We start from the raw sequence: 21,844 nt of genomic DNA, 5'->3' as shown, positions 1-21,844 counted from the left end.
CGGCATGCGTGATCTAGGACGGGGCTTCGGCTACTTGATGAAGGGCCAGCGCTGGGTCGCCCAGCATGGCAAGCAGTATGGAGTCGGCCTGTTGCCCGGCCTGATCACCCTGCTTCTCTACGCGGGGGCGCTCGTCGCGCTCGCCCTGTGGGGCGCGGACTTCGTCGACTGGGCGACCCCCTTCGCCGACGACTGGTCATCGCCGTGGGCGGGACTGTTCCGCGGCTTCCTCACCGCGCTGCTCTTCGCTCTCGCGCTGCTCCTGTCGGTGCTCACCTTCACGGCGGTCACCCTCCTCATCGGCCAGCCCTTCTACGAGTCGCTCTCCGAGAAGGTCGACATCTCCGTCTCCGGGTACGCCCCCGAATCGGGCCTGCCGCTCTGGCGCGAACTGCTGATCTCCGCACGGGACAGCCTGCGCATCGTCCTGCGTGCCCTTGTCTGGGGCGTCCTGCTCTTCGCCCTCGGCTTCATCCCGGTCGTCGGCCAGACCGTGATCCCGGTGGTCGGCTTCTGCGTGACGGGCTTCTTCCTGGTCGAGGAGCTGACGGGGGTGGCACTGCAGCGGCGGGGCGTCGAACTCCGCGAGCGGCTCGCGCTGTTGCGCGGCCGCAAGCAGCTGGCCTGGGGCTTCGGCACCCCGCTCGCTGTCGCCTTCCTGGTGCCGTTCGTCGCCGTGTTCCTGATGCCGGGGGCGGTCGCGGGGGCGACGCTGATGGCGCGGGAACTGGTCGGGGAGGACACAGCCCCCGGGGAGGACACAGCCCCCGGGGCGAGCGACGACCCGGAACCTACCGCCGGGCGTTCATAGCGGCCGTCAGGATCTGCCGCACCTGGGCGATGATGTCGAGCCGGTTGCGGACGAACTCCGGATCGGTGATCTTGCCCGTCGCGGGGTCGGTGTTGCCGGCGCCGAACTGCAGCACCGGCGTGTGCACATGGCCGCCCGGCAGGCTCTCGTGCAGCCCGAGGCGGTCGCGGAGCAGCGTCGCCCGGTAGGCGATCTCGTTCGACAGGTAGTTCCCGCCGCCGCCCTCCCGCGCCGTCGAACCCGGGGTGGGCCCGTCCGGGCGGACCACGGGATCGGTGCCGCCCACCGGGATCTCGGTCACCGATGTGTTGTCGTACACGGGGAAGCGGCCCGTCGCACCGTTCACGATCTCCTTGTACGGGAGGGTCGTCGACGTCCACTGCGGCTGGCCGGCCGGGTCGGTGACCGGGATCGTCTCCGTGCGGGAGAGGGTCTCGTTGTCGGGGAATCCGCCGCGCCAGGCCCCGTTGGTCCGCTCGATGTCGAAGCGGCCCACGCGGCCCTGGCTGATGGTGGTGAAGAGGTCGACGCGCGGCAGCTGGTCGCCGAGCACCCGCTCGACCGTGCCGTCCGCGAAGTCCTGCCAGCGGACGGGGAACACGGTGGTCTCGACGCGGGCGGGGCCGTCGGCGGTGTCGATGACGGTGCCGTCCAGGGCGAGCGCGGTGGCGCCCGAGGGGTTACTGATGCGGACGTCCCGGTCGAGCGTGAAGGGGTCGAAGCCGGTGACGAGGACCCGCTTGATGCGGTGTCCCGCGGCGTCCTTCTTCGGATGGCTCGGGTAGCGGATGGAGTCGTGCCCGCGCGATGTGGTCTCCAGGGCCCGTATGAGAGCTGCCTGCCGGTCCTTGTCCACCCCGAAGTCGTGTTCCGCGCCTGTCCATTGGCGCAGCTCCCGTGTCATCGCGATGCGGGCCCAGTACAGCGGCCGGTCGTCGTCCCTGCTCAGGTCGCCGGCCGCGGGGCCCCGCTGCTGTGCCCGGTCGACGGCACGCTTCCACAGCGCGGAGCCCTGGCGTACGACGATGCGCCGGGCCTCGCCGTACGACTGCGCACGGTCGAGGGCGCGGGCGAACTCCGGTGCCACGGCGTCGAATCCGCTGCGGCGCAGGATCTCTTGAGGGGCGGCCCGGTCGAGACGCTGCTCCTCGACGGAGGGGGTCTCGGCGGTGACGGTGGTGGTGGCCGCCGTGGCGGGCGCGGTCGCGGCGGCGAGCAGCAGGGCGGTGCCGACGGCGGTGAGCCGGGGGAGTACGGGGCCCTTGGGGAGGTGGGGAGCCTTGAGTGACACGGGAGTCCTTCCGTGGCCGGTGGGGTTGGGGCAGTATCCCGGCCGGGAAGGCGCCTCGGCTACAGCTTCTCGACGGTGTGATCCGCGATGGACTCCTCGGCGGCGTGATCCGCGAGAACCTCCTCGATGACGTGCCGCGCGGTCCGCGCGATGCTCTCGTTCCTCGTCCGGTAGTACGGCAGCTCGATGAGCGCGATCGACAGGGCCCAGCCGCGCCCCCGCGCCCAGGTCGCGTCGTCGACGTCCAGGGCGGCGCGGAACTCCTTGCGGGCCTCGCCCGTCAGCAGGCTCCACGCCGTGATCAGGTCGACGGCCGGTTCGCCGCGGCCCATGCAGCCGAAGTCGATGACGGCGCTGAGGCGTCCGCCCGTGGTGAGCAGATTCCCCAGCTGCAGGTCGGCGTGGACCCAGACGGGCGGGCCCGCCCACTCGGGAGCCCGCAGGGCGGATTCCCAGGCGGCGGTTGCCGCGCCGGTGTCGATGACGCCGTCCAGTTGCGCGATGGCGTCGCGGGTCTCCTGGTCGCGCGGGGCGAGCGGACCGGGGCGGTACGCGGTGGGCAGGCCGGTGGGCTCGACCCGGTGCAGCGCGGTCACGAACCGCGCCAAGTCCGCCGCGAGCAGCCCCGGTTCGGCGACAGCGCCGATGGCCGGGTTCGCCCCGTCGAGCCAGCGGTAGACGTACCAGGGCCAGGGATAGCCATCGCCGGGTTCGCCCTTCCCCAGCGGCGCGGGAACGGCGAAGGGGACCCGCGGGGCGAGCCGCGGCAGGTGCTCGACCTCGGTGCGTACGTCGTCGACGCCTCCCGCGACGCGGGGGAGCCGCACCGCCATGTCGTCGCCGACGCGGTAGATGGCGTTGACGGTGCCGTTCGATTCGACGGGCGTGACGGCGAGCGAGGCCCACCGCGGGAACTGCGCTGCGAGCAACCGCCGTACGAGAGCCGCGTCGATGTCGGCTTCGTCGGCGTGCATCTTGGCCGGGGGCATGGAGTCACCTTCGGGAGCGGAGGGAGAAGCGTCGAGGCAACGGACACTTCGATGATGCACGACCCCACTGACAACGACCGCCTCACCGCGGGTCGATCTGCTCCGCGGAGAAGGTGATCCCCTCGGCCGTGCCGTACTTGGTGATCAGGTCGTCCTTGCCGTCACCGTTCAGGCATGGCGCTCACGGGAGCCGTAGACCACGGTCAGGCTGCTCTTCTTCTCTTCTTCTCGTACGTCACCGGGAGCACCAGATCGCCGTGCCTTATGACTCAGCCCTTATGACTCATCCCCGCCGAGCAGCCCCAGGAAATCCCTGAACGCCCCCGCCATGTCCACCGATTCGGGGTCGAGGAGCCACTGGTACTGGAGCCCGTCCATCACCGCGACGAGCAGTGGCGCCGCCGCCTCCGGGGTGAGGCCGCCGGGCAGCCGGTCACCGTACTCGGCGCGCAGGACGTCCGCGAACTTCTCGCGCACCGAGCCGTACCGCCCGGTGAAGTACTCCCGCGCCGGATGCCCGTCCGTCACGCTCTCGCCGAGCAGTGCGGAGAAGGTCTGGATGATGCCGGGGCGCATCGCGTTGTACTCGACGAGCGAGCCGAGCAGATCGAGGCGGATCTCGCTGGTCGGCACCGCGTCCCACTGGTCGCGTGCCTCCAGGACGGCGACGAGCAGCGCCTCCTTGGTGGGGAAGTAGTGCAGCAGGCCCTGCTGGGTGAGGCCGACCCGCTCGGCGACGGCGCCAAGGGTCGCGCCGCGGTAGCCCCGCTCGGCGATCACCTCGAAGGCGGCCCGGAGGATCTCCGCACGCCGCTCCTCGGTCCTGGCCCTGCTCCTGGCCTTGGGCGCCATGGCACCTGCACCTGCCCCTTCGCGTTCCTGAGTCCCTGCTCTCCGGACCGTACGTCATGCTCCCCCAAATGTAACGGCGAGATAACTAAATCTACCGATCTACAGGTAGCCGGTGCAGGATGGAGGGAACGTACGGAACGGACTTCAACGAGGAGGTACCGCCATGGCGGGAACACAGGGCCCCGGAGCCACCCGCGCCGACCAGGCGCGCGAGGCGGCCGTCGAGACCGCGCTCGGCACGCTGGATTTGGACGCCAAGGCCCGGCTGCTCGGCGGCCGTGACATGTGGTCGCTGCACCCGCTGCCCGAGATCGGCCTGAAGTCCCTCGTGATGTCCGACGGCCCGATCGGTGTGCGCGGCATCCGCTGGACCGCCGACGACCCGTCCATCGCGCTGCCCTCCCCGACCGCGCTCGCCGCCACCTGGGACCAGGACCTGGCCCGCCGCGCCGGCACCCTCCTCGCCCAGGAGGCCCGCCGCAAGGGCGTCCACGTCCTGCTCGCACCGACCGTCAACCTGCACCGCTCACCGCTCGGCGGCCGCCACTTCGAGGCGTACAGCGAGGACCCGTACCTGACCGGCGTCATCGGCACCGGCTACGTCCAGGGCGTGCAGTCCGGCGGCGTCGGCACCACCGTCAAGCACTTCGTCGCCAACGACGCCGAGACCGACCGCTTCACGGTCGACAACTCGATCTCCGGGCGCGCCCTGCGCGAGCTGTACCTGGCCCCCTTCGAGGCGATCGTCACCAACGCCCACCCCTGGGGCATCATGACCGCGTACAACCAGGTCAACGGCGCGACGATGACCGAGCACCGCTACCTGGTCAATGAAGTCCTGCGCGGCGAATGGGGCTTCGACGGCTACAACGTCTCCGACTGGATGGCCGCCCGCTCCACCACCGGCGCCATCGACGGCGGCCTCGACGTCGCCATGCCGGGACCCCGGACCGTGTACGGCGATGCGCTCGCCGAGGCCGTCCGCGCGGGCCAGGTCAAGGAGTCGACGGTCGACGAAGCCGTCCGCAACGTCCTGCGCCTCGCCGCCCGCGTAGGCGCCCTCGAAGGAGCCGAGCCCGTCGTCACCGACCTCCCCGCCGAGGTCGACGGCGAGGCCCTCGCCCGCGAGATCGCCCGCCGCGCCTTCGTCCTCGTACGCAACGAGAACGGCGCGCTGCCCCTGGAGCGCACCGCGTCCGTCGCCCTCAGCGGCGCCGCCGCACGCGACGCCCGCGTCCTGGGCGGCGGCTCCGCGACCGTCTTCCCCGCGCGGGTCGTCTCGCCGCTCGACGGTCTGACCGCGGCGTTCGGTGCCGATCGGGTGACGTACGCCGTCGGCGCCGACCCGAGCGACGAACTCGCCCCCGCCGACAAGGGATTCGAGCTGCGCGCCATCTGCCGGGACGCGGACGGAAACGTCCTGGGCGAGGGCAGTCTCCCCTCCGGGCAGGTCCAGTGGATCGGCGACGACCTGCCCGACGGCGTCACCCACGAGGCGATGGCGAGCATCGAGGTCATCGGCACGTTCACGCCGCGCGAGAGCGGCGAGCACTCCTTCGGTACCCGCGGCCTGGGCGCCTTCAGGCTCACCATCGCCGGCGAAGTCGTCTTCGACGGGGCGCAGTTGATGGGCTCCGAGACCGACCCCTTCGAGGCGTTCTTCGGCTCCCCGGTCGAGCGGGCCAAGGTGAACCTGACGGCGGGCGAGACGGTCGAGGTCTCCCTCCACCACCGCCTCGACAAGGGGTACGCACCGCCACTGCCCGGCGTCGTCTTCTCCTTCGTCCACCTCGGGCCGCGTCGCGACCCCGACGAGCTGATCGCCGAGGCGGTCGAGGCCGCTCGGGGCGCCGACACGGCGGTCGTGGTCGTCGCCACCACAGAGCGCGTCGAGTCCGAGGGCTTCGACCGGCAGGACCTGCGTCTTCCGGGCCGCCAGGACGACCTGGTGCGGGCGGTGGCCGCGGCGAACCCGCGGACGGTCGTGGTCGTCAACTCAGGTTCCCCGGTGGAGCTTCCGTGGCGCGACGAGGTCGCGGCGGTCCTCCTGGGCTGGTTCCCCGGCCAGGAGGGCGGCGCGGCACTCGCGGACGTCCTCACCGGCGGCGAGGAACCGGGCGGCCGCCTCCCCACGACATGGGGCGCGTACGCGGACGCCCCGGTCACCCAGGTGACCCCGACCGAGGGCCAACTCGCCTACTCCGAGGGCGTGTTCATCGGCTACCGAGCCTGGGAGAAGGAGGACCGGACCCCTTCGTACGCCTTCGGCCACGGCCTCGGCTACACCGACTGGACGTACGAGTCGCTCTCCGTGGAAGGCACGACGGCCACGGTCCGCGTCCGCAACTCCGGCCGGCGCGCGGGCCGCGAGGTCGTCCAGGTCTATCTCGCACCGGCCGCGCCCGACAGCGACCGCCCGGTCCGCTGGCTCGCCGGCTTCGCGGGCGTCGAAGCCGCGCCCGGCGAGAGCGTGGAGGTGCGGGTCGAACTCCCGCGCCGCTCCTTCGAGATCTGGGACGAGGCCGCCGGCTCCTGGGCGCACCAAGGTGGTTCGTACGAAGTGCAGGCGGGCCGCTCGATCGCCGACCGCCGCCTGAGCGAGTTGATCGTCGTGTGACGGTTCGGCGGTGGATCGGTGCGGGCCCCGGGGCAGTGCCTGCGGGGCCCGTGCCATGCGGGGCGGGTGTGGCAGACTCGCGGGCCGACAACAGCACGTTCGGGGGAGAAGCACATGTACCCAGGTCAGCAGGGTCAGCCATACCCGCCTCAGCCCTATCCGCCCCAGCAGGGCCAGCCGTACCCGCCGCAGCAGCAGTACCAGCAGCACCCGCCCCAACAGCAGTACCCGCAGCAGCAGTACCAGCAGTTCCCGCCCCAGCAGCAGTATCAGCAGCACCCGCCCCAGCAGGGCCAACAAGCCGTGGGCGACGGCATGATGGCGCCCGCGCCCGGTCTCAGCCCCGAGCAGCGCGACCTGGTCCTGCGCATCCAGAACACCACGAAGGTGTTCGTGCTCGGGCTCTTCGTCGGCATCCCGCTCACCTTCGGCGGCGCCCACTTCGGCATCACCGAGAAGCCGCTGGGCTTCGCGGCCGTGCCCGTCGGCATCGTCGGCTTCGTGGTCGGCGTCATCTCGTTCCTCAAGATGAACGCCATGAAGCGGCAGCTCCGTTCGATCACCGCGGACGCCTGGCGCTCCCCGGTCGCCCATCTCCAGAGCGCCCGCAAGGCGGCCACGCTCGCGGCGTATCTCAACGGCCTGCTCGCCCTGCTCTCGCTGGCCGTCGCCGTGTACCTGCTCATCGCGGGCGCGGGCTGGGGCGCGTACGGCAACTCGTTCGGCTTCGGCGGCCTGATGCTCGCCGCGGCCATCCCGCTCGGCCAGGCCCTCGCCGCCGCGTCCACCATTCCGCAGCTTCTGCGGGTGATCCCCGCGGGTGCCAGGGTCGGCCAGTCGCTCTACTCGGTGCTGCTGCTTCTCGGCATCATCGTCACGTTCCGCGGCAGCGGCTGGGACACCAAGGCCATCGCGGCGGTCTTCACGCTGATCTGCCTGGGCGCGGTGACGCTGCTCGCGAAGGCGGGCAGGACGATGCGCGGCGAGAGCGGCTGAGAAGCCGCTCAGCGCACCGAGAACCCGTACAACGTCTCCGACTCGTACACCCCACCCGGCCGCAGCACCGTGCTCGGGAACTCCGGCCGGTTGGGGGAGTCGGGGAAGTGCTGTGTCTCCAGGGCGATCCCGTCCCCCGGCGCGAACGGCAGCCCCTCGCCGAAGTGGTCCGCCGTGTACAGCTGAAGCCCCGGCTCCGTCGTCGCCACGGTCAGCACGCGCCCGGACGCCGGATCGCTCAGCTCCGCCGCCTCGACAGGCTCCGTGGTGACCCCCTTGTCCAGCACGTAGTTGTGGTCGAACCCGGCCCCGGCCTTCCGCGCCGCTCGGAAGTCGAACCGCGTCCCGTCGACCTCCTCGTACGCCCCCGTGGGAATCTGCGCCCCGTCCGTCGGCGTGATGCGCGCCGCCGTGATCCGCACCTCGTGCCCGCCGGCGCCACCGCTGCCGGCCCCGGCCAGATTCCAGTACGTGTGGTTGGTGAGGTTCACGACCGTCGCCGCGTCCGTCGTCGCGCGGTAGGCGATCCGCAGCCCGCCCGCCTCGTCCAGCGAGTACGTCACCGAAACAGCGAGCCGCCCCGGATACCCCTCCTCGCCGTCCCCGCTCACCCGCGAGAGCCGCACCCCGCACTCACCGAAGGCCTCCGCCTCCCACACCCGCTTGTCGAACCCGGCGTCCCCGCCGTGCAGCGCGTTGGACCCGCTGTTCCGCGCCAGGCGGTACGTACGCCCGTCGAGCTCGAAGCAGCCCCCGGCGATCCGGTTCGCGTACCGCCCCACGAGGGCACCGAAATACGGGCCCGGATGATCGAGATATCCCTGAAGGTCGTCGAACCCGAGCGCCACCGCCCCGCTCCGCCCCGACCGGTCCGGAACTTCCGCCGACTGGATGATCCCGCCGTACGTCAGGACGCGTACCCGCACCCCGCCCCTTTCCAGGGTCCAGCGATGGACGGGCGTGCCGTCGGGGAGCGTCCCGAAGAGTTCACTGCGCATGATCGCGACCCTACGCCGGGCCGCGCCACGTCACCCGGCGGGATCCTTCGCCGGATCCTTGGCCTTCACCTGCCGGTAGGCGAGTTCGGCAAGCCGCGACTGCCCGTCCTTGCTGGGGTGGAACCAGTCCCAGTGGCTCAACTGGTCGCCGTCGAAGCGGTAGTCGAAGACCGCCCCGCCGTCGTACCGGCAGCGCAGATCCTTCGCGCACACGTCCTTGAGCACTTCGTTGTACGCGACCACGCGGTCCTGCACGGAGTCCCGGCGCTGCGTCGCCTTCGCGTCCACCGCGTCCGGATCCGCCAGCATCGATGAGCAGATGCCCAGCTTCCACACCTGCTTGCCCAGCGGGCTGGTGCGCCCCTGGGACCAGAGCCGCTTCAGATCCGGCACGGAGGCGACGTACACCTGCGTCTTGGGCAACTCGCGCCGCAGCGTACGCATCGCGTCCTCGAAGTCGGCGCGGAAGTCGGCGACCGGCGTCATCGCCTCCGCCGACGTGCGGCAGGCGTCGTTCGCGCCCGCCATCACCGTGACCAGCTCGGGGCGCTCGGCCGCGGCCGCCTCCATCTGCCCGGGCACGTCCGCCATCCGGGCACCCGTCTTCGCGTGGTTCCAGCTGTTCCCTGCGGCCCGTTCCTTCCCGAGCAGACGTGTCGCAAGGCTCTGCACCCCGGCGTCCGTACCGGTCGCCCAGGAGACCTCGGGGCAGTCGGAGAGCACCGAACAGGCGTCGAAGCCGCGGGTGATGGAGTCGCCGACCGCGGCGAGGGAGCGCGGCGTCGAGTCCCAGGTGGGTGTCGGTTTGGGCTTCGGCTTGTCGTGCGCCGACGGGCCTTTCGGGGCGGGGGACGCGCCGCCCTGGGCGTCGCACGCGGTCAGGGCGGCGGCGCCGAGAAGAACCGCCGTCGCGGCGGCGACGGCGGCATGTGAGCGGTGCCTTCGGTTCCGCATCCCCGGGTCCCCTCTGTCGTCGGCTCTCTCGTCGGCGTACGCGAACTGAGCTATCTGGCGCCCCGTCGGGTGAATGGTGGGCGATTCCTGGCTTTGGGACCGACGGTACGTCACACTCCTTGCGCCGCCGCACGGTAGCCTCGCCACCCAGTGGCACCCTCTTCTCGCGGTTCCGCTAAATTACATCACGTCACATCTGTCCCGTTTTCGGGAGTTTCTCGAATTCAGGGAACAACGCTCGGCACGGGCGCGAGGCCGCTGGGGAAGGCGAACCTCGACCCACACTGGAGGTCCCGGTGACGACACGTGGAGTTCTGTACGTGCACTCCGCGCCCCGCGCGCTGTGTCCGCACGTCGAATGGGCAGTCGCGGGCGTGCTCGGCGCGCGCGTCAACCTCGACTGGATCCGGCAGCCCGCGGCGCCCGGCAGCTGGAGATCCGAGTTCTCCTGGCGGGGCTCGGTGGGCACCGCGTCCAAACTGGCCTCCGCGCTGCGCGGCTGGGATCTGCTGCGCTTCGAGGTCACGTCCGAGCCGTGCGCCACGGCCGAGGGCGAGCGCTACAGCGCCACACCCGAGCTCGGCATCTTCCACGCCGTCACCGGTATCCACGGCGACATCCTGATCCCGGAGGACCGCCTGCGCGCCGCCCTGGCCCGCTCACAGCAGGGCGAGAGCGACCTGGAGGCCGAACTCGCCAAGCTCCTCGGCAAACCCTGGGACGACGAGCTCGAACCCTTCCGGTACGCGGGCGAGGGCGCGCCGGTGCGCTGGCTGCACCAGGTCGTCTGACGCGTACGAAAAGGGCCCCCACCGATCGGTGGGGGCCCTTTTCGTACGCGCGGCGGGTCAGACCGTCCTGAACGCGAGCACCACGTTGTGGCCGCCGAAGCCGAACGAGTCGTTCAGCGCCGCGATCCGGCCCTCGGGCAGCGTGCGCGGCTCGCCGCGGACGATGTCCGCGTCGACCTCGGGGTCGAGGTTCTCGATGTTGATCGTCGGCGGGGCGACACGGTTCTTCAGCGCGAGGACCGTGGCCACGGTCTCCACGCCGCCCGCGCCACCGAGCAGGTGACCGGTCATCGACTTCGTGCTGGAGATCGCCATGTGGTCGACGTCGTCGCCGAACGCCTTGCGCAGCGCCTTGATCTCGGCGACATCGCCCTGCGGCGTCGAGGTCGCGTGCGCGTTCACGTGCATGATCTCGGCGGGCTTCAGGTCGGTGTTGTCGACCAGGTTCTGCAGCGCCGCCGCGATGCCGTTGCCGGACGGCTCGGGCTGCGTGATGTGGTGGGCGTCGGCCGAGATGCCCTGGCCGACGGCCTCCGCGTAGATCTTCGCGCCGCGGGCCTTGGCGTGCTCCTCGGACTCGAGGACGACCACGCCGGCGCCCTCGCCGAGCACGAAGCCGTTGCGGTCGACGTCGTAGGGGCGCGAGGCACCCGCCGGGTCGTCGTTGTTCTTGGACATCGCCATCATGTTGCCGAACGCGACGATCGGCAGCGGGTGGATCGCCGCCTCCGTGCCGCCGGCGACGACGACGTCGGCACGGCCGGTGCGGATCATCTCGATCGCGTAGCCGATGGCCTCGGCGCCCGATGCGCAGGCCGACACCGGGGTGTGGACGCCCGCGTGGGCGCCCAGCTCGATGCCGACGTTGGCCGCCGGGGAGTTGGGCATCAGCATCGGCACGGTGTGCGGGGAGACGCGGCGTACGCCCTTCTCCTTGAGCACGTCGTACTGGTCGAGCAGGGTGGTCACGCCGCCGATGCCGGAGGCGATGACCGCGCCGAGACGGTCGGGGTCGACGCTCTTGTCCTCGCCCGCCTTGTCGGTGTAGCCGGCGTCCGCCCAGGCCTCCTTGGCCGCGATCAGCGCGAACTGCGCCGAGCGGTCCAGCTTCCTGGCCTGCGGACGCGGGATGATCTCGCCGGGCTCGACGGCGATCTGGCCGGCGATACGGACCGGCAGCTCGGCTGCCCAGTCCTGCTCGATCAGGCTCACACCCGAACGGCCCGCGAGCAGACCTTCCCAGGTCGAAGCTGCGTCGCCACCCAGCGGTGTGGTTGCGCCGATACCGGTGACGACCACGGTGCGATTGGTCGAGTTCACAGGAAAATTCTCCACGGTGTTGAGGGGATCAGCGGCGCCACCGCCGGGTGGCGACAGAGCTCGGGCCTGATCAGCCCTGGTGCTTGACGATGTACTCGGTCGCGTCGCCGACCGTCTTGAGGTTCTTGACGTCGTCGTCCGGGATCTTGACGTCGAAGCGCTCTTCGGCGGCGACGACGACCTCGACCATGGACAGCGAGTCGACGTCCAGGTCGTCGGTGAAGGACTTGTCCAGCTGGACGTCCTCGACCGGGATGCCGGCGATCTCGTTCACGATCTCGGCGAGACCGGCGACGATCTCTTCCTGAGTGGCGGCCATGTTGGCGCTCCTTCTTGTGTATCCAGAGGGTGTGGCGGCTTCTGTACGGACCTGGTGATCCGGACGTGATGCCTAGGGGAGGGTAACGACCGTGGCGGCGTACACGAGACCCGCCCCGAAGCCGATGACGAGCGCGGTGTCGCCGCTCTTCGCCTCGCCGGTCGCCAGAAGCCGCTCCATCGCGAGCGGAATCGAGGCGGCCGACGTGTTGCCGGTGGTCTCCACGTCACGGGCGACCGTGACGTGCTCCGGCAGTTTCAGGGTCTTCACCATCGAGTCGATGATCCGCATGTTGGCCTGGTGCGGGATGAAGACGTCCAGGTCGTCCGGGCTCAGGCCGGCGGCGTCCAGCGCCTCCTTGGCGACCTTCGCCATCTCGAACACGGCCCAGCGGAAGACCGCCTGGCCCTCCTGCGTGATGGCAGGGAACTTGTCGGGCGTGCCCTTGCGGTACGCCTCCCAGGACTCGGTCTGCTTGATCGTCTCGGACTTGTCGCCCTCCGAGCCCCAGACCGTCGGGCCGATCTTCGGCTCGTCGGACGGGCCCACGATCACGGCGCCCGCGCCGTCACCGAACAGGAAGGCCGTCGCGCGGTCCTCCAGGTCGGTGAGGTCGCTCAGCCGCTCCACGCCGATGACCAGGACGTACTCGGCGGAACCCTCGACGACCATGCCCTTGGCGAGGGTCAGGGCGTAGCCGAAGCCCGCGCAGCCCGCGGAGATGTCGAACGCGGCGGGCTTGCCCGCGCCGATCTTGTCCGCGATCTCGGTGGCGATGGCCGGGGTCTGCTTGAAGTGTGAGACCGTCGAGACGATCACGCCGCCGATCTGCTCGGGCGTGATGCCCGCGTCGGCGATCGCCTTGCCCGAGGCCTCGATGGACATCGCGGCCACGGTCTCCTCGTCGGAGGCCCAGTGGCGGGTCGCGATGCCGGAGCGGGAGCGGATCCACTCGTCGGACGAGTCGATCGTCTCGAGGATCACCTCGTTGGGCACGACACGCGTGGGCCGGTAGCCGCCGACGCCCATGATGCGCGCGTAAGGGGCGCCCTTGCTGGGCTTGATCTTCGACATGCTCTCCAGGCTCCTTCTCAGGCACCCGCCGCGTCGGCGGCGGATGCGGTGTCGGCGATGAGCGCACGAGCGGCGTCGAGGTCGTCGGGGGTCTTCAGGGCCAGCGTCTTCACACCGGGCAGGGCGCGCTTGGCGATCCCGGTCAGGGTGCCGCCGGGGCACAGCTCGATCATTCCCGTGACGCCGAGGTCCTTGAACGTCTCCATGCACAGGTCCCAGCGGACCGGGTTGGCCACCTGGCCGACAAGCCGCGACACCACGTCGGAGCCGGACGCCACGGCCTTGCCGTCACGGTTCGATACGTACGTCAGCTTCGGGTCGGCGACGTCGAGGGCCTTGGCGGCCTCCTCGAGCGTGGCGACGGCGGGAGCCATGTGGTGCGTGTGGAACGCGCCGGCCACCTTCAACGGTACGACGCGGCGGACGCCTTCGGGCTTGTCCTCGGCGAGCGCTGCGAGCTGCTCGGCGGTGCCCGCGGCGACGATCTGGCCCGCGCCGTTCACGTTCGCCGGCGTCAGGCCGAGCTTCTCCAGGTGCGGGACGGTGACCTCGGGGTCGCCGCCGAGCAGCGCCGCCATGCCGGTCTCCGTGATCGCGGCGGCGTCGGCCATGGCGAGCCCGCGCTTGCGTACGAGGCGCAGCGCGTCGTCGTCGGTGAGCACACCCGCGTACGCGGCAGCGGTGATCTCGCCGACGCTGTGCCCCGCGACCGCACCGGGCTTGTGCGCGGCGAGCGTGTCACCGAGTGCCTCGGCGGCGAGCAGACCGGCGGCCACAAGCAGGGGCTGGGCCACGGCGGTGTCGCGGATCGCGTCCGCGTCGGCCTGCGTGCCGTAGTGGGCGAGGTCGAGCCCGATGGCGTCCGACCACGCCGCGAGGCGGTCGGCCGCGCCGGGGAGGTCGAGCCAGGGGGTCAGGAAGCCGGGCGTCTGGGCGCCTTGGCCGGGAGCGACGAGTACGAGCACTCTCACACTCTCTCTTGTGGACGGTGGGAGCCGCCCGTGGGGACAGGGACCAAGAACGGCTGGGGGAATTGTAGGGGCTCGACAAAAAGCTACGGTTGGAGATCTCCGTCGGCCAGACGCCCCAGGATCAGCGCGATGCGCAGCGTGAAAGCCGAGCGTACGTCGGAGGGTGACCAACCGGTGACGTCTGTCACACGTCGGAGCCGGTAGCGCACGGTGTTGGGGTGAACGAAGAGCATCCGGGCGGCCCCTTCGAGGCTGCTCGCCTGTTCCAGATAGACGCTCAGCGTCTCCAGAAGCGCGGAGCCCGCCTCCTCCAGCGGTCTGTAGATCTCCTCCACCAGCTGCTCCCGCGCGGCGGGATCGCTCGCGATCGCGCGCTCCGGCAGGAGATCGTCCGCGAGAACGGGCCTCGGGGCGTCCTGCCAGGCGGCGCACGCCTTGAGCCCGGCGGCCGCCGCCTGTGCGGAACGGGTGGCCGCGAGCAGGTCGGGGACGATCGGCCCCGCGACCACGGGCCCGGCCGCGTACGGACCAATGAGCCCCTTTGCGACCTGCAGTGGATTGTCGCTCCCGCCCGCGATGACGACCAGACGGTCGCCGAGCACACCGGTCAGGACCTGCAGCTTGGCGTGCCGGGCGGCGCGGCGGATGGCCTCGACGGTGAGCTCGCTGTCGCCGTCGGGCGCGGTGCCGAGGACGACACAGACATGCTCGGGGGAGTTCCAGCCCAGCGCGGCGGCTCTGCTCACCGCCCCCTCGTCGGCCTCCCCGGACAGGACGGCGTTGACGACGAGCGACTCGAGCCGGGCGTCCCAGGCACCGCGTGCCTCGGCGGCCTGCGCGTAGACCTGTGCGGTGGCGAAGGCGATCTCGCGGGCGTAGACGAGCAGCGCCTCACGGAGGATGGATTCATCTCCCGGGGCCGCGATCTCGTCGACCGCGGACTCCATCACCTCGATCGTCGTACGCACCATCTCGACGGTCTGGCGCAGGGTGATCGCCCTGGTCAGCTCGCGGGGTGCGGTCCCGAAGACATCGGTGGAGATGGCCTGTGGCGCGTCCGGATGCCGGAACCACTCGGTGAAGGCGGCGATGCCGGCCTGCGCCACCAGGCCGATCCAGGAGCGGTTCTCCGGTGGCATCGCCCGGTACCAGGACAGCGTCTCGTCCATGCGCGCGATGGCCTGCGCCGCCAGACTGCCGGAGGACTGCTCGAGGCGCTTCAGCGTGGCTGAGTGCGCGTGGGCCTTCCGATGCGCGTCCTGACGGGCGGCTTCCTCATGGGCTGCCTGGTGGGCGTCCTGGTGGGCTTCGTTCGCAGAGGGTTCGGGCACGGGGACAAGACTGCCTTATCGGGACGGTGGTGTGCGGTGCCGGGTCTAACGTGGGGTGCGTGATTGATGTACGGCGCTCCGGCGATCGGTACCGCGGCGGGGAGCCCGGCACCGGTATCGAGACCTTCCACGCCTTCTCCTTCGGGCCGCACTACGACCCCGACAACCTCCGCTTCGGCGCGATCCTGGCCTGCAACGAAGAGCGGCTCGCGCCCGGCGCGGGCTTCGAGGAGCACCCGCACAGCCACACGGAGATCGTGACGTGGGTGGTTTCGGGCGAGCTCACCCACCGTGACTCGGCGGGCCACGAGTCGGTGGCCCGCCCGGGCGACGTCCAGCGCCTGTCCGCGGGCGGCGGCGTCCGCCACGTGGAACGCAACGACGGAGCAGACCCTCTCGTCTTCGTCCAGATGTGGCTCTCCCCGCTCGTGCCGGGAGGCGACCCGTCCTACGAGGTGGTCCACGGCATCGCGGACTCCACCCCCTACGCGGTCCCGGCAGCGGGAGCCCTCCTCCACGTCCGCCGCCTGTCCCCGGAAGAACGCACCGCGATACCGGCCGCACCCTTCGTGTACGTCCACGTGGTACGGGGCCAAGTCCGCCTGGGCGGTGCGGATCTGCGGGACGGCGACGCGGCCCGCCTGACACCGGAGGCCCCCCTGGAAGCGGCGGCTACGTCTCCGACGGGGGCGGAGATACTGGTGTGGGAGATGACGGGGTGAGAGCGGGGCGCTTCTGGCGAGGCCCGATCGCCGTTTGCCGCTGCCGTTTGCCGTTTGCCGTTTGCCGTTTGCCGTTTGCCGCTGGCGCGGCCGCTACAGCTGCCGCTTACCGCTTACCGCTTACCGCTGTGGGCAGTCGTGCCGCTGGGGCGGCACGGGTGGGCACAGCGGCGGCACCCCGCAAACGCCGGGCTGCGGAACTTTCCGTACGGCAACTCAGACGCGGGGTACGGACAGACCCAGGCCCACCGAGCCCCCCCCCGCTTACAGCTCGGAGAGCACCGCATCGGTGAACGCGGGCCACACCTCAACCGCCCAAGGCCCGAACGCCCGATCCGTCAGAGCGACACACGCCGCCCCCGCGTCAGGGTCGACCCACAGAAACGTCCCGGCCTGCCCAAAGTGCCCGAACGTCCGAGGCGAAGAGGAACCCCCCGTCCAGTGCGGCGACTTGGAGTCCCGGATCTCAAATCCGAGCCCCCAGTCATTGGGATTCTGATGCCCGTACCCCGGCAGCACACCCTTCAGCCCCGGATACGCCACGGACATCGCCTCAGCCACAGTCCGCGGATCCAGCAACCGAGGCACCTGCACCTCCGCCGCGAACTTCACCAGATCATCCACGGTGGACACCCCGTCCTTGGCGGGCGAGGCACCCCCTTCGAGCGAGGTGGCTCCCATCCCCAGAGGCTCAAGCACCGCCTGCCGCAGATACTCCCCGAAGGGAATCTCCGTCGCCTTGGCGATGTGATCCCCAAGCACTTCGAACCCTGCGTTCGAGTACAGCCGCCGAGTCCCGGCAGGCGCCGTCACCCGGTGCTCGTCGAAGGCAAGCCCACTGGTGTGCGCGAGCAGATGCCGCACGGTCGACCCCTCGGGCCCGGCGGGCTCGTCGAGCTCGATCGCCCCCTCCTCGTACGCCACCAGCGCCGCGTAAGCCGCGAGCGGTTTGGTGACCGAGGCGAGCGCAAACCGGTGCCCCGTGGGCCCGTGGGCCCCGGCGATCGTGCCGTCCGCACGGACGACGGCGGCGGCCGCGGTGGGTACCGGCCAGTTCTCGATCAACGCCAGGCTCTGCATGCGTACGAGCCTAAGCGCCCTGGAGGCTCAGCCGCATCGAGGGGTCCGGCTTGCGCACGAAGCCGAGCGAGGCATACAGCGGCTCAGCCTCCGCCGACGCGTTGAGATCGACACTGACCGCACCCCGCTCACGGAACCAGTCCAGCAGCGTCTCCATGCAAGCCCGCGCATACCCACGGCGCCGCTGCTCGGGATCGGTGGCGACACTGAACACATAACCGTTGACCCCGTGCGGATTCCCCGCCCGCCCGATGCGGTAGTCCAGCGTCCCCACGACCAAGGCTGCCAGCTTGCCCGGCCGGCCGGGCCAGTCGACGACGAACGCCGCGAACTCCCCGTCCGGATCGGCCAGTCTGGCCCGTACCGTGGGCACGGACTCGGCATGCCAACTGGTGTCGGACTCGCCCCCGGAACGGGCGGCGAAGACCGAGTCGATCATCACCTGCCGCAACCTGATCAGTTCCTCTGCGTCCTCTGGCGTCGCACGGCGAACAACAGTCATGATCGGCACCGTAGTCACCGCACGACGGGATGTCCCGTGAATTGTTTCCGTCACATATTTCCTCCCGGTTCTGCTTGCTTGGAGTGCACTCCAAGGTTCTAGCGTGGTGGTCATGACGGTGATGGAGACCGAGACCACCCCCGCACAGGGCCTGACCGACACGAAGGCTGACGCCTGCGCCTCGGCGCCCACCGCCCACCCACGCCCGGACGGGCAGGACCACTACACGATCAGCGAGGTCGTCGCCTTCATCGGCCTGACCGCGCACACCCTGCGCTGGTACGAGCGAATCGGCCTGATGCCCCACATCGACCGCTCCCACACGGGCCAGCGCCGCTACCGCAACCGCGATCTCGACTGGCTCACCTTCGTCGGCAAGCTCCGCCTGACCGGCATGCCGGTGGCCGACATGGTCCGCTACGCCGAGCTGGTCCGCGAAGGCGACCACACCTTCGCCGAGCGCCATGAACTCCTCGAACAGACGCGCCGCGACGTCCGCACGCGCATCGCGGAACTCCAGGACACGCTCGCCGTACTCGACTACAAGATCAACTTTTACTCGGACGCCCGACAGGCGCCGGAGAGGCACTGAACCTGATGACCGCACAGACAGGCCAGATCGCGAAGGTCCGGCTCGGGACGGACGGCCCCGAGGTCGGCGTCCAGGGACTCGGCTGCATGGGCATGAGCTTCGCGTACGGCCCGACCGACGCCGACGAGGCCCGGGCCACCCTGGAACGCGCCCTGGACCTGGGCGTCACCCTCTACGACACCGCCGACGCCTATGCCGCCGGTGAGAACGAGCAGTTCCTCTCCCCCTTCTTCAAGGCGCATCGCGACGAGGTCGTCATCGCGACCAAGTTCGCCCTGGCCGTGGACCCGGACGACCCGACGAAGCGGATCATCAACAACGACCCCGCGTACATCCGTTCCTGCGTCGACGCGAGCCTGCGACGCCTCGGCGTGGACACCATCGACCTCTACTACATGCACCGCCGCGACCCGAACGTACCGATCGAGGAGACGGTCGGCGTGATGGCCGAACTCGTCACCGCGGGCAAGGTCAAGCACCTGGGCCTCAGCGAGGTCACCGGCCCCGAACTCCGCGCCGCCCACGCCGTCCACCCCATCGCCGCCCTTCAGTCGGAGTGGTCGCTCTTCAGCCGGGACATCGAGCGGGGCGTCGTCCCCGCCGCCGCTGAACTCGGCGTCGGCCTCGTCCCCTACTCGCCGCTCGGCCGCGGCTTCCTCACCGGCTCGTTCGTCAGCGCCGACAAGGAACTCGGCGAGGACGACTTCCGCCGCCAGCAGCCCCGCTTCACGGGCGAGAACGCCGCCGCCAACTCGGCCCTCCTCGAACCGGTGCGCACCGTCGCCGCCGCGCACGGCGTGAGCCTCGGCCAGATCGCCCTCGCCTGGGTCCAGCAGCAGGCTCAGGTCGTCGACGGACTGACCGTCGTCCCCATCCCCGGCACCCGCAAGCGCACCCGGGTCGAGGAGAACACCGCGGCCACCCGCATCGAGCTCACCCCCGCCGAACTCGACCTCCTCGCGCCCATCGCCGCCCAGGTCGCGGGCGACCGCTACACCGACATGACGTTCACCTCGGCCGGCCGGGAGTAGTCGCAGGGGGACGCCTCGGCGCTGCCGGGGCGTCCCCGTCCGCCGGGCCCGAGCCGGTCACGCCAACCCCAGGGCGAAGACCGCGAACCCGGCCGCCAGGAGCCCGGCGAGGGCCCGACGCCCGTGCGTCGCCCGCTTCCAGGGAGCCTCGAAGCCGCGCGTGCGGCTGCCTATCAGCACCAGCAGGGCACCGAAGACCGGAAGCCAGGCGATCCGGGCGGCTATCCAGCCCAGGGTGTCCGGTGCCGCGGTCAGCCCCGGCACCGTGCCCCCGAGGAACGAACCGGGCACGGCCGTGGCAAGCAGCGCCGTCTGGTGCCAGCACAGGATCGTCATCGCCGACAGGTTGATCACGACGACCGGTGCCCACAGCGCCGGCCTGCGCAGCAGTCTGCCGATCCGCTCGCGCAGCAGGATCACCGCACCGCTCTGCGCGGCCGCCAGCGCCAGGACCAGCAGCGACGGGGGATGTGAATTCGTCCGGGCATCGCCCGGCACGCCGACCATCGACGCCGGATAGTGGAACGCGAGCAGCAAGGCGGCGAACAGAGCCGTGCCCCCGATCAGCAGCAGCCACGCGCCGCGCCTGCCCAGCTTCTTCTCGCCCCAGCTGACGCCCAGTTGATAGGCGAACATCCAGCCGGGCAGCAGATTCAACAAGCTCAGCCAGGACGGCATGGTGTCCCCGACCGGCCCGTAGCGCAGGAAGTCGACCAGGGCGACCGAGCCGAGAAGCGGCGCCGCGGCCCATGCTCCGAGCCGCTCGGCCGCTCGGATGCACCACGGGGTGAGAGCGGTGATCACCGCATAGATGCCGACGAACCACAGCGGCTGTATGACCAGCGTGGACCCCGTGCGCAGAGTCGTCCCCGGCACCCCCAGCGCGTACAACACCGGGATCAGCGCGGCCCATACGGCCGTCACCCCGAGGACCGGTCGCCCGAGGCGTGCCACCCGCCCGCGGAGCCAGCGGCCCGTCGACTCGCCGCGCGCCACCGCACGGCGGTACGACAGAGCGGAGGCATATCCGCCGACCAGGAAGAAGATGCCCAGCATCTGCAGCACCCAGCTCAGCGGTGCGAAGAATCCGAACGCGGCCAGGGGACTGGCATTGTGCAGCGCTCCTCCCGCGTCGAGGGTGAAGCCGCCGAGCAGCCAGTGCCCGGTCGGCACGGCGAGCAGGGCGAGCGCGCGCAGCCCGTCTATGGCCCGGTCACGATGGGCGGGCGTCTTGGCGTCGATCGCCGCCGCAGTTCCGCGCAACTTGGCCAGGGGTGTGAGGCTCATGACCGCTCTCCGATGGGACGGGCGCCGGTGGAGGGCTCGCTTCCGTCGATGCCGTTTCTGCCCGGTGCGGTGCCGGAAGGTGTCTGTGCGATGGCGGCGAAGGCCTGCAGCGAATCCGTCCCGGGCGCGAAGTAGCCGGTGTGTCCCTCGGCCCGCTCGGCGGGAACCCGCCGGGCGCCGAAGCCCGGTCCTGCCGGGTCCGCGCCGTGGCCGAGGCCGAACAGCTCGACGTTCGGCACATCACCGATCCAGTCGCTGTCGTCCCGTGCGGCCCAGACCCGGGCGGTGGTGTGCAGATCGGCGACGCTGTCGGCACGCATGCCGGGGGAACCGAGCACCACCAGGTCGGACGCCGGCAGCTTCGGAGCCGCGAGGCCGCACACCACCGAGCCATAGCTGTGGCAGAACACGGCGGGCCGTGGCGCACCCGACGCCGTCAGGCCCTGCACGAATCGCGCGAGGCGGGGAGCTCCCGCTTCCGCGAGCCGTCCCGTCGCCGCGTCGGGGCCGAGACCGACCGGTGTGGTGTACCCGACCCAGGCCACCACGGCCGTGCGGTCACCCGCCGCCGCGTGCAGCGAGCGTGCCATCCCCGCCGGTGTGCCGTACTCGTCCTTCGAGCGATCGAAGGTACTCAGGTCGATGTCGGAGCCCGGCACGACGACCGACACACGGTCGGCGCTCGCCAAGTCGCCGTAAACCTCGGCGATTTGACCTCTTCCGCGAGGGTCGAAGGCGAGTATCCGCCGACCGGGATCCAGCAGCTCTTCGTACCGAGCGACCAGGGACCGGGCACGCTCGTGATCCTGCTGTGTGAGGCCCGGATCGCTCGCGCGGGCCCGCTCGCGGTCACGCTCGGCCTTCAGGGAAAGGGAGTTGGCCTCGTACCGCAATGAGATCGGGGCGCCGTCCAGATTGCCGACGACCGACGGGTGCCGCTCGGCCAGCTCACGCTGCCGGGCGTCGCTCAACGAGCCGAAGAACGTGGCCACTCGGCCGGGGGACGCGGTCGCCGGATCCGGCAGGCCCACCCCCTGCGTATGGTCAGCGCGCCAGGCCTGCGTGCCCGGTGGTGGGCCGGTGATCGGCTGCTGTTCATTGCCGACGGCCCAGCCCGTCGTACCGGCCACGACCGTCGTCGTGAGAGCCGCGGCGATCAGCGTCCGCTTGCTGCGGGCCTTCCAATTGCCGCGAGACCTGCGAGATTCCCGAGAACGAAGGCGCATGGCCTGTCTCCCTCCCCAATGCGTTGCGCGCTCTGGCGTGACGAGGGGAAAGGTAGGAAGACGGTGATGCGCGGCACCTCACACTGCGGT

Annotated in this window: 21 protein-coding genes; 7 read left to right on the top strand and 14 right to left on the bottom strand. The window is 70.8% G+C overall.

Annotated features, from left to right (window positions below; translation table 11 throughout):
* The first annotated feature begins 4 nt into the window (after positions 1–4).
* Positions 5–811: an EI24 domain-containing protein gene (locus AB0O76_RS03585; protein WP_365484904.1), complete on the top strand. Its 807-nt coding sequence runs from the start codon at positions 5–7 to the stop codon at positions 809–811.
* Here the strand turns inward: AB0O76_RS03585 and AB0O76_RS03580 are convergent.
* The 3 genes from AB0O76_RS03580 to AB0O76_RS03570 form a co-directional block, all read right to left on the bottom strand.
* Positions 792–2,033, bottom strand: coding sequence for a pyroglutamyl peptidase (locus tag AB0O76_RS03580; protein WP_365485542.1), 1,242 nt, complete (start codon positions 2,031–2,033; stop codon positions 792–794). The genes AB0O76_RS03585 and AB0O76_RS03580 overlap by 20 nt on opposite strands.
* A gap of 128 nt (positions 2,034–2,161) precedes the next feature.
* Positions 2,162–3,091 carry an aminoglycoside phosphotransferase family protein gene (locus AB0O76_RS03575; RefSeq protein ID WP_365484901.1) on the bottom strand — a complete coding sequence of 310 codons (930 nt, stop codon included), beginning with the start codon at positions 3,089–3,091 and terminating at the stop codon, positions 2,162–2,164.
* A gap of 276 nt (positions 3,092–3,367) precedes the next feature.
* Complete coding sequence (locus AB0O76_RS03570) at positions 3,368–3,943, bottom strand: TetR/AcrR family transcriptional regulator (protein ID WP_365484898.1); 576 nt, start codon at positions 3,941–3,943, stop codon at positions 3,368–3,370.
* 163 nt (positions 3,944–4,106) lie between these two features.
* On the opposite strand from AB0O76_RS03570, the gene AB0O76_RS03565 reads away from it, so the two are divergent.
* Positions 4,107–6,560, top strand: a complete 2,454-nt coding sequence (locus AB0O76_RS03565; protein WP_365484895.1) for a glycoside hydrolase family 3 C-terminal domain-containing protein — start codon at positions 4,107–4,109, stop codon at positions 6,558–6,560.
* A 114-nt stretch (positions 6,561–6,674) separates the two neighbouring features.
* Positions 6,675–7,556 (top strand): hypothetical protein, encoded by an 882-nt coding sequence (locus AB0O76_RS03560; protein WP_365484892.1) that lies wholly within the window; start codon positions 6,675–6,677, stop codon positions 7,554–7,556.
* Between the two features lie 8 nt (positions 7,557–7,564).
* Here AB0O76_RS03560 and AB0O76_RS03555 read toward each other — a convergent pair whose 3' ends face one another.
* Both AB0O76_RS03555 and AB0O76_RS03550 read right to left on the bottom strand, forming a co-directional pair.
* Positions 7,565–8,554 carry an aldose epimerase family protein gene (locus AB0O76_RS03555; protein WP_365484889.1) on the bottom strand — a complete coding sequence of 330 codons (990 nt, stop codon included), beginning with the start codon at positions 8,552–8,554 and terminating at the stop codon, positions 7,565–7,567.
* A 30-nt stretch (positions 8,555–8,584) separates the two neighbouring features.
* Positions 8,585–9,508 carry an SGNH/GDSL hydrolase family protein gene (locus AB0O76_RS03550; RefSeq protein ID WP_365484886.1) on the bottom strand — a complete coding sequence of 308 codons (924 nt, stop codon included), beginning with the start codon at positions 9,506–9,508 and terminating at the stop codon, positions 8,585–8,587.
* Between the two features lie 296 nt (positions 9,509–9,804).
* On the opposite strand from AB0O76_RS03550, the gene AB0O76_RS03545 reads away from it, so the two are divergent.
* Positions 9,805–10,299, top strand: coding sequence for a DUF3145 domain-containing protein (locus AB0O76_RS03545; RefSeq protein WP_266867413.1), 495 nt, complete (start codon positions 9,805–9,807; stop codon positions 10,297–10,299).
* Positions 10,300–10,356: 57 nt separating this feature from the next.
* Here the strand turns inward: AB0O76_RS03545 and fabF are convergent, their stop codons facing one another.
* The 5 genes from fabF to fasR all read right to left on the bottom strand — a co-directional run bounded on the left by fabF (position 10,357) and on the right by fasR (position 15,206).
* Positions 10,357–11,619: a beta-ketoacyl-ACP synthase II gene (fabF, locus tag AB0O76_RS03540; RefSeq protein WP_365484883.1), complete on the bottom strand. Its 1,263-nt coding sequence runs from the start codon at positions 11,617–11,619 to the stop codon at positions 10,357–10,359.
* A 70-nt stretch (positions 11,620–11,689) separates the two neighbouring features.
* On the bottom strand, positions 11,690–11,938 hold the full coding sequence (locus AB0O76_RS03535; protein WP_365484880.1) for an acyl carrier protein: 249 nt from the start codon (positions 11,936–11,938) through the stop codon (positions 11,690–11,692).
* A gap of 72 nt (positions 11,939–12,010) precedes the next feature.
* Entirely contained in the window at positions 12,011–13,012 is a 1,002-nt protein-coding gene (locus AB0O76_RS03530) for a ketoacyl-ACP synthase III (protein ID WP_365484877.1), read from the bottom strand.
* A 17-nt stretch (positions 13,013–13,029) separates the two neighbouring features.
* Complete coding sequence (locus AB0O76_RS03525) at positions 13,030–13,977, bottom strand: ACP S-malonyltransferase (RefSeq protein WP_365484875.1); 948 nt, start codon at positions 13,975–13,977, stop codon at positions 13,030–13,032.
* Positions 13,978–14,066: 89 nt separating this feature from the next.
* Positions 14,067–15,206 (bottom strand): fatty acid biosynthesis transcriptional regulator FasR, encoded by a 1,140-nt coding sequence (gene fasR / locus AB0O76_RS03520; protein WP_361822989.1) that lies wholly within the window; start codon positions 15,204–15,206, stop codon positions 14,067–14,069.
* 167 nt (positions 15,207–15,373) lie between these two features.
* Between fasR and AB0O76_RS03515 the strand changes: the two genes are divergently transcribed.
* Positions 15,374–16,036 (top strand): pirin family protein, encoded by a 663-nt coding sequence (locus AB0O76_RS03515; RefSeq protein ID WP_365484873.1) that lies wholly within the window; start codon positions 15,374–15,376, stop codon positions 16,034–16,036.
* Between the two features lie 264 nt (positions 16,037–16,300).
* Here AB0O76_RS03515 and AB0O76_RS03510 read toward each other — a convergent pair whose 3' ends face one another.
* Positions 16,301–17,116, bottom strand: coding sequence for a serine hydrolase domain-containing protein (locus tag AB0O76_RS03510; protein ID WP_365484870.1), 816 nt, complete (start codon positions 17,114–17,116; stop codon positions 16,301–16,303).
* A gap of 10 nt (positions 17,117–17,126) precedes the next feature.
* Positions 17,127–17,618 carry a GNAT family N-acetyltransferase gene (locus tag AB0O76_RS03505; protein ID WP_365484868.1) on the bottom strand — a complete coding sequence of 164 codons (492 nt, stop codon included), beginning with the start codon at positions 17,616–17,618 and terminating at the stop codon, positions 17,127–17,129.
* A gap of 112 nt (positions 17,619–17,730) precedes the next feature.
* Here AB0O76_RS03505 and AB0O76_RS03500 point away from each other — a divergent pair, with 112 nt between their 5' ends.
* Both AB0O76_RS03500 and AB0O76_RS03495 read left to right on the top strand, forming a co-directional pair.
* Positions 17,731–18,210 carry a MerR family transcriptional regulator gene (locus AB0O76_RS03500; protein ID WP_365484865.1) on the top strand — a complete coding sequence of 160 codons (480 nt, stop codon included), beginning with the start codon at positions 17,731–17,733 and terminating at the stop codon, positions 18,208–18,210.
* A 5-nt stretch (positions 18,211–18,215) separates the two neighbouring features.
* On the top strand, positions 18,216–19,241 hold the full coding sequence (locus tag AB0O76_RS03495; protein WP_365484862.1) for an aldo/keto reductase: 1,026 nt from the start codon (positions 18,216–18,218) through the stop codon (positions 19,239–19,241).
* A gap of 57 nt (positions 19,242–19,298) precedes the next feature.
* Here the strand turns inward: AB0O76_RS03495 and AB0O76_RS03490 are convergent, their stop codons facing one another.
* Together AB0O76_RS03490 and AB0O76_RS03485 are read right to left on the bottom strand one after the other, a co-directional pair.
* Positions 19,299–20,528 carry an acyltransferase gene (locus AB0O76_RS03490; protein WP_365484859.1) on the bottom strand — a complete coding sequence of 410 codons (1,230 nt, stop codon included), beginning with the start codon at positions 20,526–20,528 and terminating at the stop codon, positions 19,299–19,301.
* On the bottom strand, positions 20,525–21,754 hold the full coding sequence (locus AB0O76_RS03485) for an alpha/beta hydrolase (protein ID WP_365484856.1): 1,230 nt from the start codon (positions 21,752–21,754) through the stop codon (positions 20,525–20,527). Before AB0O76_RS03485 ends, AB0O76_RS03490 begins: the two co-directional genes overlap by 4 nt.
* Positions 21,755–21,844: the final 90 nt, after the last annotated feature.

Source organism: Streptomyces sp. NPDC086554 (genome assembly GCF_040686095.1).
GTDB lineage: Bacteria > Actinomycetota > Actinomycetes > Streptomycetales > Streptomycetaceae > Streptomyces.
The sequence above is the reverse complement of the archived record's forward strand: the minus strand, read 5'-3'. Positions and strand labels throughout refer to the sequence as shown.